Source organism: Reella acinonychis (assembly GCF_052828705.1).
Map to the genome: position 1 here is coordinate 1,545,380 of NZ_CM128256.1, position 18,184 is coordinate 1,563,563.

General features: G+C 38.3%; 13 protein-coding genes. 8 read left to right on the plus strand and 5 right to left on the minus strand.

The genetic code is table 11. The features are described from left to right. The first annotated feature begins 204 nt into the window (after window positions 1–204). Window positions 205–3,234 (plus strand): autotransporter family protein, encoded by a 3,030-nt coding sequence (locus ACUXZ4_RS07655; protein WP_464972618.1) that lies wholly within the window; start codon window positions 205–207, stop codon window positions 3,232–3,234. Window positions 3,235–3,734: 500 nt separating this feature from the next. Here ACUXZ4_RS07655 and ACUXZ4_RS07660 read toward each other — a convergent pair whose 3' ends face one another. Next, a complete protein-coding gene (locus ACUXZ4_RS07660; RefSeq protein ID WP_464972619.1) occupies window positions 3,735–4,085 on the minus strand; it encodes a RidA family protein in 351 nt (116 codons plus the stop codon). Window positions 4,086–4,185: 100 nt separating this feature from the next. Between ACUXZ4_RS07660 and ACUXZ4_RS07665 the strand changes: the two genes are divergently transcribed. After that, window positions 4,186–4,902 carry a YwiC-like family protein gene (locus tag ACUXZ4_RS07665; protein WP_464972620.1) on the plus strand — a complete coding sequence of 239 codons (717 nt, stop codon included), beginning with the start codon at window positions 4,186–4,188 and terminating at the stop codon, window positions 4,900–4,902. A 258-nt stretch (window positions 4,903–5,160) separates the two neighbouring features. On the opposite strand, the gene ACUXZ4_RS07670 is transcribed toward ACUXZ4_RS07665, so the two are convergent. From ACUXZ4_RS07670 to ACUXZ4_RS07680, 3 genes are read right to left on the minus strand one after another with little or no spacing between them, the layout of a single operon-like run. Next, a complete protein-coding gene (locus ACUXZ4_RS07670; RefSeq protein ID WP_464972621.1) occupies window positions 5,161–7,851 on the minus strand; it encodes a copper-translocating P-type ATPase in 2,691 nt (896 codons plus the stop codon). Between the two features lie 41 nt (window positions 7,852–7,892). Then, a complete protein-coding gene (truC, locus tag ACUXZ4_RS07675; protein WP_464972622.1) occupies window positions 7,893–8,609 on the minus strand; it encodes a tRNA pseudouridine(65) synthase TruC in 717 nt (238 codons plus the stop codon). Continuing rightward, complete coding sequence (locus ACUXZ4_RS07680) at window positions 8,602–8,925, minus strand: YqcC family protein (protein ID WP_464974017.1); 324 nt, start codon at window positions 8,923–8,925, stop codon at window positions 8,602–8,604. The genes truC and ACUXZ4_RS07680 overlap by 8 nt, the downstream gene beginning before the upstream one ends. 89 nt (window positions 8,926–9,014) lie before the next feature. Here ACUXZ4_RS07680 and ACUXZ4_RS07685 point away from each other — a divergent pair, with 89 nt between their 5' ends. The 5 genes from ACUXZ4_RS07685 to cydC all read left to right on the plus strand — a co-directional run bounded on the left by ACUXZ4_RS07685 (window position 9,015) and on the right by cydC (window position 15,356). Further along, window positions 9,015–9,794, plus strand: a complete 780-nt coding sequence (locus ACUXZ4_RS07685) for a Zn-ribbon-containing protein (RefSeq protein ID WP_464972623.1) — start codon at window positions 9,015–9,017, stop codon at window positions 9,792–9,794. 18 nt (window positions 9,795–9,812) lie between these two features. Beyond that, the gene (locus ACUXZ4_RS07690; RefSeq protein WP_464972624.1) at window positions 9,813–10,667 is read left to right on the plus strand and encodes a tetratricopeptide repeat protein; all 855 of its coding nucleotides are present in this window, start codon (window positions 9,813–9,815) and stop codon (window positions 10,665–10,667) included. Between the two features lie 22 nt (window positions 10,668–10,689). Beyond that, window positions 10,690–11,643: a thioredoxin-disulfide reductase gene (gene trxB / locus ACUXZ4_RS07695; RefSeq protein WP_464972625.1), complete on the plus strand. Its 954-nt coding sequence runs from the start codon at window positions 10,690–10,692 to the stop codon at window positions 11,641–11,643. A 183-nt stretch (window positions 11,644–11,826) separates the two neighbouring features. Continuing rightward, on the plus strand, window positions 11,827–13,590 hold the full coding sequence (gene cydD, locus ACUXZ4_RS07700) for a heme ABC transporter permease/ATP-binding protein CydD (RefSeq protein WP_464972626.1): 1,764 nt from the start codon (window positions 11,827–11,829) through the stop codon (window positions 13,588–13,590). 41 nt (window positions 13,591–13,631) lie between these two features. Beyond that, window positions 13,632–15,356, plus strand: coding sequence for a heme ABC transporter ATP-binding protein/permease CydC (gene cydC / locus ACUXZ4_RS07705; RefSeq protein ID WP_464972627.1), 1,725 nt, complete (start codon window positions 13,632–13,634; stop codon window positions 15,354–15,356). A 74-nt stretch (window positions 15,357–15,430) separates the two neighbouring features. On the opposite strand, the gene ACUXZ4_RS07710 is transcribed toward cydC, so the two are convergent. Then, entirely contained in the window at window positions 15,431–16,741 is a 1,311-nt protein-coding gene (locus tag ACUXZ4_RS07710; RefSeq protein ID WP_464972628.1) for a hypothetical protein, read from the minus strand. A 254-nt stretch (window positions 16,742–16,995) separates the two neighbouring features. On the opposite strand from ACUXZ4_RS07710, the gene purR reads away from it, so the two are divergent. Beyond that, on the plus strand, window positions 16,996–18,000 hold the full coding sequence (gene purR / locus ACUXZ4_RS07715) for an HTH-type transcriptional repressor PurR (protein WP_464972629.1): 1,005 nt from the start codon (window positions 16,996–16,998) through the stop codon (window positions 17,998–18,000). Window positions 18,001–18,184: the final 184 nt, after the last annotated feature.

An 18,184-nucleotide genomic window follows, 5' to 3' on the forward strand; every position in this document is an offset into this window, starting at 1 on the left:
TAATGCATCAGCACTTCCGGATCAAAAAGATGACATTTGACTCCTAGTTATCTCAATATAACAAAGGGGCATATTCACAAAAACACAACCTTGCAAATGACAAGTTATAGGATTAAAATTTAGGACTTTTCATGAGGTCTGACCTAATTCTCTAATAGCAAGTTTGGTGTTGACCAACCATTTACGCAAAATAAAGGAAGATTTATGCTAAATCACATTTTTAAAACAAAATTTGACCCAAATACAGGCTTAAGTTATGCAATATCTGAATTGGGTAAAAGCCATAAAATCATGAATAAAAGTTGTGGAATAATCCTCGGTAGTTTCTTATTCATATTATCTAATGACAGCATTGCAGCTTGTACTCATGATCCAAATTTATCCGCAAGCGGACGTACTACAGTAATATGTGCAGGAGATAATGGTGCGCAAATTATCTCTGATGTTAATACAACATTAATTAATGAAGGTAACATCAGTTCTTCTGACGGGATAGAGCCTATTTTTACGCGAAATAGCGCAACCGCATTTTCAGGCATTAATAGAGGCACAATTACCTGGCAAAATGCAAAATCACTTCAAAAAATAAATAGTTCCAATGCGGCAGTAAATATTTATTATTTAAATAATAATAATCAAAATCAAGATAACTCTTTTTTAAATGATACTACGGGGGTAATTAACGTTATTGTCGCTGATGCACAGCAAAAATCAGGTGCTATTTTGGGTATTGCAAACAATGCAAAATTTGCAAAAGCCTATACTGAGAACAAAGGGACAATTAATATCACAGCCAACACACCAAATAATTCTATATCAGCGATAACAGGTGCTGGTAAAGAGATTGAGATCATCAATAGTGGAAATATTAATGTCAAAAATTCACAAGGTGATGCATTGGGAGTGACTGTTTGGGGGGCTGATTCGGAAAAAGTAAGAATTATAAATTCAGGTAATATAACTTCGTCTTCAACTAAGTATGCAGTAGGTATTGAGCTTCAGAAGATCAATCAAAATGTGCAAACAATTGAGATAACCAATCAACATTATATTAAATCTTCTTATATAGGAATTGGTTTACTCAGATTCACTGAACATTCGCCAACAGCAACAATTGTTATAAAAAATACAGAAAACGGTGTAATTGAAATAGAAGATAAAACAGGCTTCGCAGCTATTACATTTAATGACTATAGTAAGACGACCCCAGTACATATTACGAATGCAGGAAAGTTGATTAATCGTAATAAGGATGTTGATACTTCAATTATTACTGTAGAAGGTAATGATCTGATTCAGAATACAGGTGAAATTCTTGGAGGCATCTATACCCAAAATGGTGATGACCAAATGACCTCCTCGGCTGGGATATTTAATGGCTATATTGTTATGGGAAAGGGAAATGATAAATTTTCGCTTTCTGGTACTGATATTGCCAATTTAATTAGAATTAATGGCGGTCTTGATAGTGGCGAATCGCTGTCAGATAGCGAAGAAAACACTTTCGTATTAAATCAAAATTTAACAGGTGCTTCAACTGTAGCAGGCGAACCGAATAATACTAAAATCAGCAACTGGACAACCATTAATGTTGCAAAAGACAAAGAAGCAACTTTAACCCTAACAGGTGATTTATTAAGTGGAAAACCCAATGACGGCTTAGGCAATATGACCATTGGTACACAAGGTAAACTGGCGTTAGCACCAAACACAGCTACTTCAACGGTAGGCTACAACGTGGTTAATGAGGGCAAAATTGACCTTGTCAATGCGACACCACCAGACCAACCTGAAGCGAAGATGACCATTAAAGGCAACTACGAAGGTAAAGTAGGTTCACAAGTGTTAGTTAAATCGGTTTGGAACAACCCTGATGTACAGAAAAATGACTTACTTGTGATTGAAGGTAATGCCACTGGCGCTACTACCGTTGTGGTACCGAATAAAATTTTAGGTGATGTGACACGTGCAGAAGCCGAGAAAAATGGTGGCTTTAATAACCCAGTGATAACTGTGAAAGGCACTGACTCAGGTACATTTACAGGTAGCGCGGAAACCACTAACGCAGGCGAGGCACAATTAAAACGTGAAGGCAACAGCTACTACTGGACATTGAAAGCGAAATTACCAACGCCAACACCGCCAGCGAAACCAAGCGACCCTGCTAACCCAAGCAATCCAGTTAATCCAGACAACCCAGTGGCACCAACTACACCAGTTGAACCCGAAACTGTTGATATTATCAGCAAACCTGTGGTGGGTTATGTTCAACAACCGTTCATCAACCGCCAAATGGGCTTAGCGCAATTAGGTAAATTACATGAACGTGTGGGCGAACAACGCAACGCAGGTTGGGAAAACGGCAATGCCCTCAATCAAGTATGGGGCAGAATGAACCTAGATTCCACTGCACTTCAAGGCAGAGATCGTTTTGGTGCAGATGTAAAATCAGGTTTTGTACAATTCGGTCGTGATATTGATTTCAAACTTAACGACGACAAGAGCCAACAACACACGGGCTTAACTTTCACGTACGGTTGGGCAAACAGCAAGTTCTTTGATAAATACAACGCAGAGAATGGCGTAGTGGTTGGTAATAAGTTCACTGGCAGCGCTAAATCTGACATGCTCTCAATCGGTGGCTACCACACATACTATAGTCCAGCAGGGGCTTACCTTGACTTAGTTGGACAAGTGTCTTGGTTACAAAACCGTTACCGCAGTGGCAACACGCAAGTGAAGCAAAACGGCTACGGCTTAGGGGCGTCTATTGAAGTGGGTAAACCATACCACTTACTCAACCCACAAGTGACCGTAGAGCCACAAGCCCAATTAAGCTACCAAAGCATTTGGTTAAACGGCTTTAACGATGGCATTAGACAAGTGAAAAAATCCCATCAAGACAGCCTAGTGGGTCGTTTAGGTGTGAGAGTAAACTGGTCTGAAACTTTAGACAAAAACAGCCCACAAGTTTACTTTACTGCTAACTTAATCCAAACCTTATCAGGTAAAGGCAGCACTATCCAAGTAGGAAGAGAACAAGTGAAAGAGCGTTTCGGCGACTTAGCGGCAGAGTTTGGTTTAGGTGGACAATACCCAATCAACCAAAACTTAAGTGTCTATGCGGACGCACGCTATGTCATTGGCATCCAAGATCGCAACCGTGTACACCGTGATTCAAGCGTATCACGCAAATCCTACAATGGACATATTGGCGTGCGTTATAGCTGGTAAGTTATATAACCAACAGATTATCAGAGGGTTAAACACAATGTTCGCCCCCCTTGATAATTTAATCTAAACAAAGTGCGGTGGATTTTTCAAAACTTTCTGAAAATCCACCGCTCTTTTTATCTTACTATCAGATCTATTTATGCGCACTCAATCATGAGTACTTTGGTTATCTCAACCATCTCTTTTGAAAGAAGAACAATATGCCTTGATGAAGAGCTGCTGATTTTAAATCAAAAATACTATTTACATCACCTGTTGCCATTCCGTCTGCTTGCTCCACTATTTCGGCAATGAACGTAATTCAATTTCCTTCATACAATAATCGACTTATATTCTTTCTGATAGTGTTTAATTTCTTACCCTAACCTAACAATTAAATCAGAATTAATCATCATAAAAAATCCTTATCAAAGAATGCACCTTGATAAGGACTGTATGTTTTTTAGTTAAGTCTTTTTACAACTGCTACATAATACTGGGAAATTTGACCGCGCTTTTTATTATGCTGCGGCTGTCACCACAATTTCCACTAACCAATCTGGATCAGCCAATTTTGCTTCTACACAGGCTCTCGGTGGCGCATTGTTATCAGCTACCCATTCATCCCAAGCGCGGTTCATTTCTGCGTAATTTTTCATATCTGTTAGAAAAATTTGCGCAATTAAAATTCGGCTTTTGTCTGTCCCCACTTCGGCAAGCAATTTGTCAATCAAACCTAATACATCTTTTGTTTGTTCATAAATTGCTTGTCCTGCTGTATTTTCAGGCACTTGTCCGGCTAAATATGCTACACCATTATGCAGCGCGACTTCAGAATAACGTTTACCCACATGAAAGCGTTGAATACTCATTTTCTCTCCTTATTTTTTAATAAAATTACGCAAAAAGTTTATACCAATTTAAATAAAAACCCACTAAAATTTTACCAAAAATAAATTTTCGCATTCAATTATGAAACTCTTAATTTCAAATCAACATGGCGCAATTGTCATGGCATTAATGCCATTTTTATACGGCATGTTACTTTCCGATCCTATTTGGCAGCATTTTTTTCTACTACTCGCGTGGTTTAGTCTATATTTAATGACCTACCCTTTTCTAAATTTGTTTAAAGGTAGAAATCTTGAGCTGTATCGAAAATGGACAATGATTTATGGTGTCGCTTGTCTCATTTTTTCTGCTCCTGCGTTTTTACATAATTGGCAGCTGATTTATTTTGCCCTTGCCATTCTTCCTCTCAGTTTAATCAGCATTTATTATGCGAAGAAAAAAGATGAACGTGCATTGCTCAATGATTTAAATGCTATCTCTATTTTTGCTGTTGTAGGAATGGCAGCCTATTATTTTCCTCATCGCCAAGTTGATGATCAAATTTATTGGACAGCTATTTTCCCAAGTTTATTTTTTATCGGCGTAACCCTATATGTCAAATCCGTCTTACGAGAACGAAAAAATCCCTATTATTTATTTTCTTCCATTCTCTTTCACTGTGTTTTAATCATAGTATTTTTAGCATTACAACAACTTTTCTTAGCCCTCACATTTTTGCCAGCTTTAATTCGTGCAGTCATACTTCCTACGCAAAAATTATCCACTAAACAGATTGGCTTAATTGAAATGGCAATCTCGCTGCAATTTTTTATTACATTATTAATTGCTACTTTGTAGACATAAAAAAACCACCTCAACTGAGGTGGTAGGAAAGTAGTTTAGCTATTTATTAAGATTATTTTATTTAGGAACTTTATGAATTATCAAGCACTTGACCTGATGTGTGTGATAATACAGAAAAGTTCCCTGTTCTCAAAGTAAAAGATAAACATTAGTTGATTTAAATCAAAACACATCTTTTATTTGGTTAAATATCCATCATTAAGATTAACTTCATCCCAAAGATAAAACTTTAGTATTTTCTACCGCACTTTTTTAAGATTTAGGTTTAAAACGTAATAAGCGATTGGCATTGCTAGCAACGGTGATGGATGAAAATGCCATAGCTGCGCCACCAACCATTGGGTTAAGCAATACACCTAACCAAGGATAGAATACGCCTGCTGCCAAAGGAATCCCTAAGCTGTTATAAATAAAGGCAAAAAATAGATTTTGTTTCATATTCTGTAAAGTGCCTTTAGCCAAAGATAAAGAATCAGCAATGGCGTCAATGCTATGTCGCATTAAGGTTAATTCAGCGGTTTCAATCGCAATATCACTACCGCTTCCCATCGCAATACTCACATCCGCTTGTGCCAGTGCCGGAGCATCATTAATACCATCGCCAACCATCACGACTTTTAGTCCTTGTTGCTGTAATTGTTGAATAGCTTGCGCTTTTCCTTCCGGCAATACACCTGCAATTACCTGTTCAATCCCCACTTCTTTTGCAATAACTTGAGCTGTTTTTTCCTGATCCCCCGTCAACATGACCAATTGATAGCCTTGTTTATGCAAACGTTGAATAGCTGTCACAGTTTCTTGGCGTAATGGATCACGTATAGCAAAAATTGCGGCAAGTTGCAGATCGATGGCTAAGAAAACAACAGTGGCACCTTTATGATAGAGTTGAGTAAATTCATGTTCCGCAATTTGTACATCAATTTCGTGCTGTTGTAAAAATTTTGCATTGCCCAACAGCACCATTTTGTTAGCGATATGCCCTTTTACCCCCATCCCTTTTAATGTACTAAATTGTTGTGGTTCTTCCAATGCCATGTCTTGTGCATAATCCAAAATGGCTTTTGCTAAAGGATGATTCGCCCCTTGCTCCAAACTTGCCGCAAATTGCACCGCACTTTTTTCATCAAAACCATTGAAGGTATAAATGTCCGTCACCTGCGGCTTACCTTCCGTTAGCGTACCGGTTTTGTCAAAAACAATGGTATCCGCTTGTGATGCTTTTTGTAACGCATCGGCATCACGAACTAATATGCCTAATTCTGCCGCACGACCAACGCCAGCAATAATCGACATTGGAGTGGCTAAGCCTAAAGCACATGGGCAAGCAATAATAAGAACGGTGGTTAAAACCACAAAAGCATAGGCAATTTGTTGGGTAATTAAATACCAAGTTATCGCAGCGATGAGTGCAATCACAATCACCACTGGCACAAACCAATTCGCGATTTGATCAGCTAATTGCCCAATTTTAGGTTTACTACTTTGTGCCTGACGCACTAAACGAATAATATTGGCTAATTTGGTTTGCTTACCGACCTGCTCTGCACGAAATAATAAGGTCCCATCATTGACTACCGTTCCGGCGCTGACCTTATCGCCAATTTGCTTATGTATCGCCAATGGCTCACCAGTAAGCATACTCTCATCAATCCAAGCTTCACCTTGAATAACTGAACCATCAACCGAAACACGATCTCCAGTCTGTAAACGCAAAATCATCTGGGTTTGTACCTGTTGAATAGGCAAATCATATTCACCTTGCTCGCCCACAACTCTCGCGGTTTTAGGGGTTAAATCCAATAAGCGTTCCAACGCCTTAGAAGAACGTTGCTTCGCTTTCGCTTCAAGCATTTTACCCACATTGATTAATCCAATAATCATAGCGCTACTTTCAAAATACAGATGGCGAGAATGTTCTGGGAAAAAATCCACATTCAATACCAGTACAGTGGAATAAAGCCAAGCCATACCAGTACCTAAGGCGACTAAAGTATCCATGGTAGCGGTACGATTACGTAAATTTTGCCAAGCTCGTCGATAAAAATGCCCACCAGTTAATCCAATAACAACGAGAACAACGAAACTAACGATGAGCCAATTTTGCTGGTTTTGTGGCGTGACTTGTGTTTGTCCGCCCAAAATCATCCAGAAAAACAAGCCAAATCCAACCAATAAAGCCAATATGGCCTGCCAACGACGTTGCTTTATTTCCGATTGAATAAAATGGTGTTGCTTTTCTCGGTGAGTTTGTTCATCTTCAATGAGTTCTGCACCATAACCCGCATGAACAACAGATTGAATTACATGTTGAGGATCGATTTCACCATTGACTAATGCAGTGGATTCAGCAAGATTAACTTGTACATATTGCACATTGTCCACTGCTTGTATGGCTTTTTGCACTTTAGCGACACAAGCTGCACAGCTCATTCCCGTCAATAGAAAATGATATTGTGGCAGCTCGTCATTGATTGCCTGATCATTTTTTAGCTCTACCACCACAGGATCAGGCTCTGTACAGGTTTGTGTTGGTAGATCAGACTTTGGGCTAGTCACTAATTCCGCCTCGAATCCGGCGTCAATAATGGCTTTTATTGCATTGTTTACATCTAACTTGCCATAAAGTTTAGCTTCAGTTTTGCTGACTTCAAAAACATCCAAATTTTCCACCGCACTTAAAGCTTTTTCCACGCTTTTCACACAGTGTCCGCAGTTCAAACCCGATAACGCCAATAAAGCGTCCGCTTGTGCAAGTTTGGCTTGATAACCAGCCTCAACAATAGTATCAATTAATTTTTGCGCATCGACTTCGCCCACGATTTTGGCAAACTGTAAACTTACCTCTGCTTGCTCTACGCCCTCCATATTTGTTAGCACTTTTTGCACTGCTTTAACGCAATGTCCACAAGAGAGATCGCCTAATGCTAAAACAATTGTTGACATAATATTCTCCTTAATTTGATATTTGCCAATCTAACAATAAATTAAATAGTCCAATTAAACCGTTCAAACAGTCTTTGCCATTGCAAATCTAATCCTGCTTGAATGGTCAAGTGTTGTTCTGTTACGGGATGAGAAAAAGCTAGCCTTTCTGCATGCAACATTAATCGCGCAACTTCTGTATGCTGAGTTAATGCGCGATTTTGATGTAAATCACCATATTGAGTATCGCCCAAAATAGGATGAAAAATATGCTTCATATGGCGACGAAGCTGATGTTTTCGCCCTGTTTGTGGCATTAAACGCACAAGAGAATAACGCGATGTTTGATATTTTCCTACCGACCAAGGCATTTCAGCTTGTTGTAAACCTTGATAAATTGTCACCGCACTTTGTGCTTCTTTTTCTTGCTGAGCAAACTTATCCGCAATTTTATCTCTTTGTACTTTCAAAGGATAATCAATTTTTTCCTCGCCCGTTAAATAGCCACGCACCACAGCCAAATAAGACTTTTCTACCACTTTATTTTCAAATTGCTGGCACAACAAATTGGCAATTTCAGGGTTTAAAGCAAATAATAGAACACCTGAAGTGGGGCGATCTAAGCGATGAATTGGAAAAACATGTTGTCCAATTTGATCCCTTAATGTTTGCATCACAAACTGCGTTTCATGAGGATCGAGCCAACTGCGATGCACCAACATTCCCGCAGGTTTATTTACCGCGATGATAAACTCATCTTGATATAAAATTTCAAGCACGTTGTTCGCCTTGTAATAACTGTTCAATCGCAAGAATTGGCGCTAACAATTTCGCCAATTGCTCGTGATCTTTCAATGCTTCTTCAATATAAGGCGATATTGCCATATTACGAGGTAATGGTAGCTCACTCTCACAAAGTGCGGTCATTCTTGGAATAAAAATCCATTGCAACCATTCCGTTGCACTTAAATGATCGATAGCAAAAGGTTCAGTGCTAGATAAGGCTTCTGCCGAAGGCGGCATACTTTGCCAAAAGGCAAGTTCTTGCAAGGTTTGTTGGAGTTGATCTAAATATTTTTGCGTTTGTTTTTTCATCATAGCGTTAGCGTTTTCAGAAAGCCATTTAAGCTTTTTAATCGTTGATGTGCTAATATATTGCACAAGCTAAGCAAAATTCAACCCCTATGTACATAATCGATATTTTTTTCACGCATAATCAAACCCAACAAAATGAACAACAAATGTTGTTATTAAATCAATTAATTGATCAATGGCGTTATAACGGGCAAATTATAGGGCGTGAAATCCCCTTATTTTTAGCGGAACAAGAACAAAGTAATGGTTTTGGTATTCGTGTCATTTGCCCCGAACAACATAGCTTATTATTTGATAACAACAACCAACCTGTGCAAGATTGCTTAGCAAAGTTACAAAAGTGCGGTGTAAATTTAGAGAGTTTTCAAATTGTGGCGGAAGACTTTAATTCTGATCAAACCAATGAAGACCAGATTGATTGGCAAGTACTTTATACTACTCATTTGCAATCCTGTTCACCCTTGCATAATGGGGAAAATTTAGCGCCAATCCCTTTGTATAAATCCTTAAAAAATCAACCGCACTTAAGTATGGATTTAATAAAATGGCAAGAAAATTGGCAAGCTTGCGATCAGCTACAAATGAATGGTTCAACCCTTGAACAACAGGCGCTACTTGAAATTTCCAATGTTGATAGCCATTTATTTAAGCATGGCTATGCTTTGGCGAAAGAAGTGGAACAACAAACAGGCACGCCCACCTATTACTATTTATATCGCGTCGGTGCCAAAGATTATGAGCAAGAACAACAACGTCGTTGTCCTATTTGCCAAGGGAAATGGACATTATCCACTCCAATATTAGATATTTTTCATTTTAAATGTGATACTTGTCGTCTTGTATCAAATATTTCTTGGAATTGCTTATAAATAATACATTTTAAAGGAATGAACATGAGCAACTATATTATTGATGTAACTGAACACAACCTCACAGAAATCTTACAACGTTCGCAAAACACGCCACTGGCGATTGTGTTTTATGCGCCAAGTCATGAAACTTCGCTAAAATTCACCGCACTTTTTGAACAGTATTGTGAACAATGCCAAGGGCAATTCTTACTAGGAAAAGTGAATTGCGAAACCGAGCAAAATATTCTCATGCAATTTGGTATTCAAGCGTTGCCAACAACCTATTTATTCAAAGAAGCACAAGCGGTCGATGCGTTCCAAATGGCGTTGCCAGAAGAACAATTAAAACAACGTCTTAGCCAAATTCTACCGAAAGAGGAAGAAATTAAATATAATTTAGCCCTTGATTATTTAGAGGCAGAAAATTACGACGCCGCTTTGCCATTATTAAAAGAGGCATGGTTACTCTCTGATCAAAAAAATAGTGATATCGCGTTAATTTATGCCGAAACCTATGTTGCGATGAAGAAAACAGAGCCGGCGTTGGAGATTTTAAATCAAATTCCATTGCAAGATCGTGATAGTCGTTGGCATAGTTTGCAATCAGAAATTGAGTTATTAATTAAAGCAGCGGATACGCCAGAAATTCAGCAATTAGAAGCGGATTATAAAAAGAATCCAACCCCTGAAATCGCATTAAAATTAGCGGTTCAATTAAACCAAGCTAATAGAAATGAGGAAGCGTTAAGCCTATTATTTGATATTTTGAAGCAAGATTTATCTGCCCAAAATGGCGAAGTGAAACAGCAATTCCTTGCCATTATTTCCGCCTTAGGCACAGATCCAATTGCCAATAAATATCGTCGTTCATTATATTCATTATTATATTAATTTGTTTAAATAAGGATTTTTTATGTCAGATACCAAACATTGTAAATTATTAATTTTAGGTTCAGGCCCAGCAGGCTATACTGCAGCTATTTATGCGGCTCGTGCAAATTTAAAACCTGTTTTAGTGACAGGATTACAACAAGGTGGACAGCTTACTACCACCACTGAAATTGAAAACTGGCCAGGCGATTTTGCAGAAACTACAGGCCCAGAATTAATGCAACGCATGCTACAACATGCGGAAAAATTCGATACCGAAATTGTCTTTGATCACATTCATAAAGTGGATCTTTCTAGTCGCCCATTTACATTATATGGCGATATGCAAACCTTCACTTGCGATGCATTAATTATCGCAACAGGCGCCTCTGCTCGCTACATTGGTTTGCCTTCAGAAGAAGCGTTCAAAGGTCGTGGAGTGTCCGCTTGTGCCACTTGCGATGGTTTTTTCTATCGCAATAAACCTGTTGCTGTCATTGGTGGCGGTAATACTGCGGTGGAAGAAGCATTATATTTAGCCAATATTGCCTCAGAAGTACATTTAATTCACCGTCGCGATAGTTTTCGTGCAGAAAAGATCTTAGTTGATCGTTTAATGAAAAAAGTGGAAGAAGGCAAAATTATTCTTCATACCAACCGCACTTTAGATGAAGTCTTAGGCGACAATATGGGCGTCACAGGATTACGCTTAAAAGATACGCAATCTGATACGACTGAAGAATTAAAATTAGATGGTGTTTTTGTTGCTATCGGTCACGCGCCAAATACGGAGATTTTCCAAAACCAATTAGCGTTAAACAATGGCTATATTGTGGTGAAATCAGGCTTAGAAGGCAACGCCACTGCCACCTCTGTTGAAGGCGTCTTTGCGGCAGGCGATGTAATGGATCACAACTATCGTCAAGCCATTACTTCTGCTGGCACAGGCTGTATGGCAGCATTGGATGCAGAGCGTTTCTTAGATGCACAAAATTAATACCAATCAAGGTATTTCGCATAGAAAAATACCTTAAATTGAGTACAAAATCACCCCAGATAAAGTAATGCGTTTAGGTTAGATTTCTTGTAGAATCCTAACTTCCAAAACTTAATAAAAATGCACCGCACTTTATTTGGGGTAATTTTACAATTCCTTCTTTAAATTTGTTGTAATAAAAACATGGAAAAACAGCGTCAGAAATATTTGTTTAAATGGTTGCGAGCACAGCAACAACCTGTCAAAAAATTATTAAATCTTAATGTAGGATTAGCAACGCTATCATCATTATTCTTAATTGGACAAACCTGGCTGTTAGCAAATTTATTACAACATTTTGTGATATTACGCACCGATCGCAACACCTTAATCCCCCAATTTATCACATTGCTCTGTTGCTTTGCGATTCGCGCTGCCATCCTTTATTGGCGCGAAAAAATTGGTTTTAAATGCGGTCAACAATTACGTAATCATATTCGCCAACAAATTTTAGATAAAATTCATCAAGTGGGACCCGCCACGATCAATGGCAAACCAGCTGGCAGTTGGGCAAGTCTTATGCTGGAACAAGTAGAAAATCTACACAATTTCTACGCACGTTATTTGCCTCAACAAATGCTTTCCGTTATTGTACCCGTGGTTATCCTGATCGCTATCTTTCCTCTCAATTGGGTTGCCGGGTTAATTATGTTGCTAACAGCCCCCTTGATCCCTCTTTTTATGATTATTGTAGGTTTAGCCGCTGCGGATAAAAGCCAGCAAAATATGGATACGCTGGCTAAATTAAGTGCACAATTTCTGGACCGATTACGAGGTTTAGAAACTTTACGACTTTTTAACCGCACTTTAGATCAAACTAAACATATTGAAAAATCAACGGAAGATTTCCGCAAAACCACTATGGATGTGTTAAAACTCGCATTCTTATCCTCTTCTGTACTGGAGTTTTTCACCTCTATTTCCATTGCTATCATGGCGGTTTATTTTGGCTTTAGTTATTTAGGGCAAATTGAATTTGGCTCAATGGGCACCTCAATCAGCTTGTTCACCGGCTTTTTCTGCTTAATCTTAGCGCCTGAATTTTATCAACCATTGCGCGATCTCGGCACCTATTATCATGATCGTTCTGCGGGTATTGGTGCAGCAGATGCCATTGTGACATTTTTAGAAAGCGATTACCAAACGGCTCAATCACAGGCTCAACAACAAATTCCTCATCAAAGTGCGGTGGAAATTCAAGCAGAAAATTTAGTGGTGCTTTCGCCTGAAGGTAAAGCTCTAACTCAACCACTGAATTTCAAGATCCCTGCCAAAGCTCATATCGCTTTAGTGGGACAAAGTGGCGCAGGGAAAACCTCTCTCATCAATGTGTTACTCGGTTTTTTACCTTATCAAGGCAGCCTAAAAATCAATCATGTTGAATTAAATCAATGCGATCTCACTCAATGGCGCAAACAAATTGCTTGGGTAGGACAAAACCCATTGTTGCTACAAGGTAGCATTAAAGAAAACCTATTATTAGGCGACATTCAAGCGCTACCACAAGAAATTGAAACTGCATTAGAACAAGCAAATGCAAAAGAATTTACTGATCGCATCGGATTAAATACGGAGATTAAAGAAGGTGGCGTGGGATTATCTGTTGGTCAGGCACAACGCCTTGCCATTACGCGCGCACTATTGAGAAAAGGAAATTTATTATTACTTGATGAACCCACTGCAAGCCTAGATGCGCAATCAGAAAATCAAATTCTAACGACCCTTGCACAAATTAGCCAACAACAAACAACATTGATGATTACTCACCGTATTGAAGACCTCAAACAATGCGATCAAATTTTCGTCATGCAACAAGGCGAAATCGTACAACAAGGGCATTATGATCAACTTAAAGATCAAGGCTATTTTGCAACATTATTAGCGCAGCGCAAGCAAGATGTGCAGTAAAGTGCGGTGTAAAATTTATCTGTTTTGGAAAATATAAAAATATGCGTTCACTACTCCCTTTTTTACCCTTATTCAAACACAATAAATGGCCATTATTTTTAGGCTTAGTGTTAATGATTACTGGATTGGCTGCCAGCATTGGATTATTAAGTGTATCAGGCTGGTTTCTTGCTGCCACTGCGATTGCTGGAGCAGGTACGCTATTTAACTTTTTCTATCCGTCCGCTAGCGTGCGAGGATTAGCCATTGGTCGAACGGCAGCGCGCTATTTTGAAAAATTAGTGACCCATGACGCGACTTTTCGTGTACTTGCCAAACTACGCGTGCAGGTTTTCAGTAAAATCATTCCGCTTTCGCCAGCCGTATTAAATCGCTATCGTAACAGCGATTTACTCAACCGTTTAGTGGCCGATATTGATACATTAGATAGCCTTTATTTACGCCTCATCGCGCCTTTTATCAGCGCGATTGTGGTCATTCTATTTATGACTATCGGTTTGAGTTTATTTAATGTGTCACTAGCCCTATTAATTGGTGCAATCTTATTCATTTTGCTGTTAATCATTCCTACCATTTTTTACCATTTGGGCAAACAATTTGGTGTGAAATTAACCCAATCCCGTTCAGCATACCGCGTTCAATTTATTGAGTTTATTCAAGCGCAGGCAGAATTATTATTATTTGATGCGGAAGCGAAGTTAAAGCAACAACTGAATACAACGGAACAACAGTGGCAAGATTATCAACAGCGGGAAAGCAATTTATCCGGATTATCCACCGCACTTTCTTTATTTTCCAATGGATTATTAGTGGTGCTAACCCTATGGCTTGCCTCAGAAATGGACTTTGGTTCTGATACCTATCGCTTTGCCTTTATCGCGTTATTTACCACCGCTACCCTTGCTGCCTTTGAAATTCTGATGCCATTAGGCGCTGCTTTCCTTCACATTGGACAAGTAGTTGCCAGTGCTGAGCGCGTAACAGAAATTACAGAACAATCGCCTTTAGTGCAGTTCAATGGGCAACAAAGTGCGGTGCAAAAATCGGCTATTTTACTCAATATTGAAAATGTCAGTTTTTATTATCCTCAACGAGAAGAAATTGCATTAAAACAGATCAATATGCAAATTCCTACAGGTTCTAAAACCGCGATTTTAGGCAAAACTGGGAGTGGAAAATCTACATTATTACAATTATTAGTAAGAAATTATGATGCTAATGAGGGGCATATTTGGTTAGGACAACATTTGCTCGCAGATTATACTGAAGCCTGTTTACGTGAACAATTTTGTTTCTTAACCCAACGTGTGCATGTTTTTAGCGATACCTTACGCAATAATTTACAAATTGCGAACGCACAACAAATTACCGATGAAAAAATGGTTGAAGTACTTCATGCGGTAGGCTTATCTTCCTTATTGGAGCAAGGATTAGAGCAATGGTTAGGTGATGGCGGTCGCCCATTATCAGGAGGAGAACAACGCCGTTTAGGATTAGCGCGTATTTTATTAAACGATGCACCAATTTTATTACTGGATGAACCTACAGAAGGTTTAGATCGCGAAACAGAACGCCAAGTGATTGAATTAATTCTTCAACATTGCCATGACAAAACCTTAATTATGGTTACACATCGCTTAACTGCAATAGAACAATTTGATCAAATTGTTGTGGTTGATAATGCTTGCATTGTAGAACAAGGTTCTTTCCAACAATTAGTAAACAAACCAATGGGTTATTTCAATAGATTAATGCAACGAATTTAGGCAAAAATGCACCGCACTTTAAAATAATGATGTAAAAAAAGACCGCAAATGCGGTCTTTTTTGTATGTGATTCATTAAGCAATTTTGCTTTCTAATTCCGTTAGGATTTTCTTATCAAGGCTTTCTGCTGTCACATTTAAGGTTTTTGCATTTTCGCCAAGAGCTTGGATTGTTCCATCAATTTGGCATTTGAGAAGTTTACCTTTATTGATTTCTAAAGTGGTCACTTTATCGCCTTTTGTTTCAATGTTACCACCAACAACTAAAGACTGGATCTCACCGCCTTCTTGGATACTTAACCCTGTCGCAGCGAGAGTCATAATTTGTCCTTTCACTAAAGATTCACCAACAGAACCATTTGTTTGAATGTCATGCTTGATGTGAATTGTTCCCACAGGCTTACTTACTTGGATACCGATAGAACCATCGCCAAAAGTGGTTAAACTGTGGAATCGCGCTCTTTCAATCGTACCATCATATTGGTTGAATGCGCGAGCACCGCTACCGAAGGTTCTAATTGGTGCTTTTGCATCAAAATTTTTGACGATACCAAAATTCACAAAGCCAATGCCACTGGTACCGTAAGAGGTAATTTCTTTATGACATACCCAGTTATCAACGCTGCCCCATACATCAAGCACCATATCGTTTACACCATAGGTCGTTACTGTGCCTTTGCTATCAATTTCTTTCGCATGAGCGCCTGATAAAATAAAGATACCACCAGTAATAATATTTGGTTGACCGAAAGGAATCATTCCATTAGAGTAAATTTCATCGGTGACTAATTTTTCAACAATAACTTTACCGCCATCATCGTTAAACCCACCAATAAAGACACCACTTCCTAACACAGGAGCATTTTTACGACCAATACGGATATTTTCGATTGTTGCAGTCACTAAACTATCTTTATCGCTATTGTAGTTATACAAAGTGAATGCACCCTGATGAACTACCACACCGTATTTTAAAGGTTTCTCTGAACGGTTACGGCTATCACTGGCAACAATATCTAAATTATTCACGTAGAGATCGAGTTTGCTATTAGGTCTTCTTAATAAGAGCTGAACTTGACCTGTAACCGTCAAATTTTCTAAAGCAATTTTGCCTAAATCGACTTCGGAGGAATCAATATAAATTGCTCGTTCAGTGGGCGTTGTTTGAATAGCAATATTGCTAACCGTATTATTTCCCGTTAGTTTTAAACCACCACCATTACCAAAACCAATAAGGATGTGATCAGCTGGATCTGCGTTTAGAGAGAAACCATTTGGCAAGTGCAATTCATTAGGAATAATAATTGAGTGCTTTAATACAATTTCTTTGTCAGATGAAGACAAAGCAGTTTGTAATTCAGATATATTAGATACATAGATAGTCATATCAATCTCCTATAAAGGTTTAGGGTCGGAATGTGTTAAAAATTCTAATCTTCACTCAATATCACTGTCAATGTAGCATTTATAGATAGAGTTTTTATAAATAGTTTATAATGTCATCACTTAAATATATAACTGTTAACAAATAATTCACTCAATGGAGAAAATTGCTTAAGGTTCTACTATTCCCATAGATTTTTTCATACATTTTTCAGGCATTTCAAACTATAATAGCCAAAACGAATTAGGAGAGAATTATGGCAACAATTAAAGATGTGGCGAAGATGGCAGGTGTATCCACCACTACTGTTTCCCATGTTATAAATAAAACAAGACACGTCGCTGAAGAAACCAAGCAATCTGTATTAAATGCAATCCAACAACTAAATTATTCGCCGAGTGCGGTCGCACGTAGCTTAAAAGTAAATACGACAAAATCCATTGGCATGATTGTTACAACCAGTGAATCCCCTTATTTCGCAGAAATCATTCATGCAGTGGAAGAACATTGCTATAAACAAGGCTATTCTCTTTTTTTATGTAATACGCAGAATGATCCTGAAAAAATTAAAAATCACTTAGAAATGCTCGCTAAAAAACGCGTTGATGGCATTCTTATTATGTGTTCAGAATATGCACAAGACAGTTTAGAATTCTTTAATAATTTCAATGATGTACCTATGGTGATTATGGACTGGGGGATCGCCAGTGAAAATAATGACCGTATTCAAGACAACAGCCTGATTGGTGGATATTTGGCCACAAAACACCTTATTGAAAATGGGCATAAAGAAATTGGCATTATTGCAGGTGAATTATGCAAAACCATTTCAAAAAATCGTTATCAAGGTTTCGAACAAGCAATGAAAGAAGCCAATCTCCATATCAATCCTGATTGGATTCAAGAAGGTTTCTTCGAGCCTGAAGATGGTTACGAATGTATGAATAAAATTCTCAATCAAGAAAAAATACCGAGTGCCATTTTCTGTTGTAACGATGTAATGGCTTTGGGTGCAATTTCTGCAATCATCGAACGAGGCTTAAATGTGCCTGAAGATATTTCTATCATTGGTTATGATAATATCCATGCTTCGCGTTTTTATGCACCACCACTCACAACCATTCATCAATCTAAATCGCGCTTAGGACAGCAAGCAATTAGCTTATTATTTGAACGCATACAAATTAAATCAACGGAACGTAAAGTGATTGATACCTATCCAGAATTAGTCATCCGTAAATCTGTCAAAAAATTAAATTAATTTGTCCTAAAAGTGCGGTGAATTCCACCGCACTTTTGACAATCTCCCTTCTTCATAAATCAGCACGCCAATTCAAAACAGCTAACAAAATTAGAAATATTCTAATAAAAAAGTGAAATACTAAAACAAAATATAAAACAGATTTACATTTATTGATCTAATACATAAATTTTTCCATTAAATT

Coding starts and splice junctions, on each gene's coding strand:
- ACUXZ4_RS07655 (WP_464972618.1), top strand. CDS start 205: ATGCTAAATCACATTTTTAAAACAAAATTTGACCCAAATACAGGCTTA.
- ACUXZ4_RS07685 (WP_464972623.1), top strand. CDS start 9,015: ATGTACATAATCGATATTTTTTTCACGCATAATCAAACCCAACAAAAT.
- ACUXZ4_RS07670 (WP_464972621.1), bottom strand. CDS start 7,851: ATGTCAACAATTGTTTTAGCATTAGGCGATCTCTCTTGTGGACATTGC.
- ACUXZ4_RS07680 (WP_464974017.1), bottom strand. CDS start 8,925: ATGAAAAAACAAACGCAAAAATATTTAGATCAACTCCAACAAACCTTG.
- trxB (WP_464972625.1), top strand. CDS start 10,690: ATGTCAGATACCAAACATTGTAAATTATTAATTTTAGGTTCAGGCCCA.
- cydC (WP_464972627.1), top strand. CDS start 13,632: ATGCGTTCACTACTCCCTTTTTTACCCTTATTCAAACACAATAAATGG.
- purR (WP_464972629.1), top strand. CDS start 16,996: ATGGCAACAATTAAAGATGTGGCGAAGATGGCAGGTGTATCCACCACT.
- ACUXZ4_RS07665 (WP_464972620.1), top strand. CDS start 4,186: ATGAAACTCTTAATTTCAAATCAACATGGCGCAATTGTCATGGCATTA.
- ACUXZ4_RS07710 (WP_464972628.1), bottom strand. CDS start 16,741: ATGACTATCTATGTATCTAATATATCTGAATTACAAACTGCTTTGTCT.
- cydD (WP_464972626.1), top strand. CDS start 11,827: ATGGAAAAACAGCGTCAGAAATATTTGTTTAAATGGTTGCGAGCACAG.
- ACUXZ4_RS07660 (WP_464972619.1), bottom strand. CDS start 4,085: ATGAGTATTCAACGCTTTCATGTGGGTAAACGTTATTCTGAAGTCGCG.
- ACUXZ4_RS07690 (WP_464972624.1), top strand. CDS start 9,813: ATGAACATGAGCAACTATATTATTGATGTAACTGAACACAACCTCACA.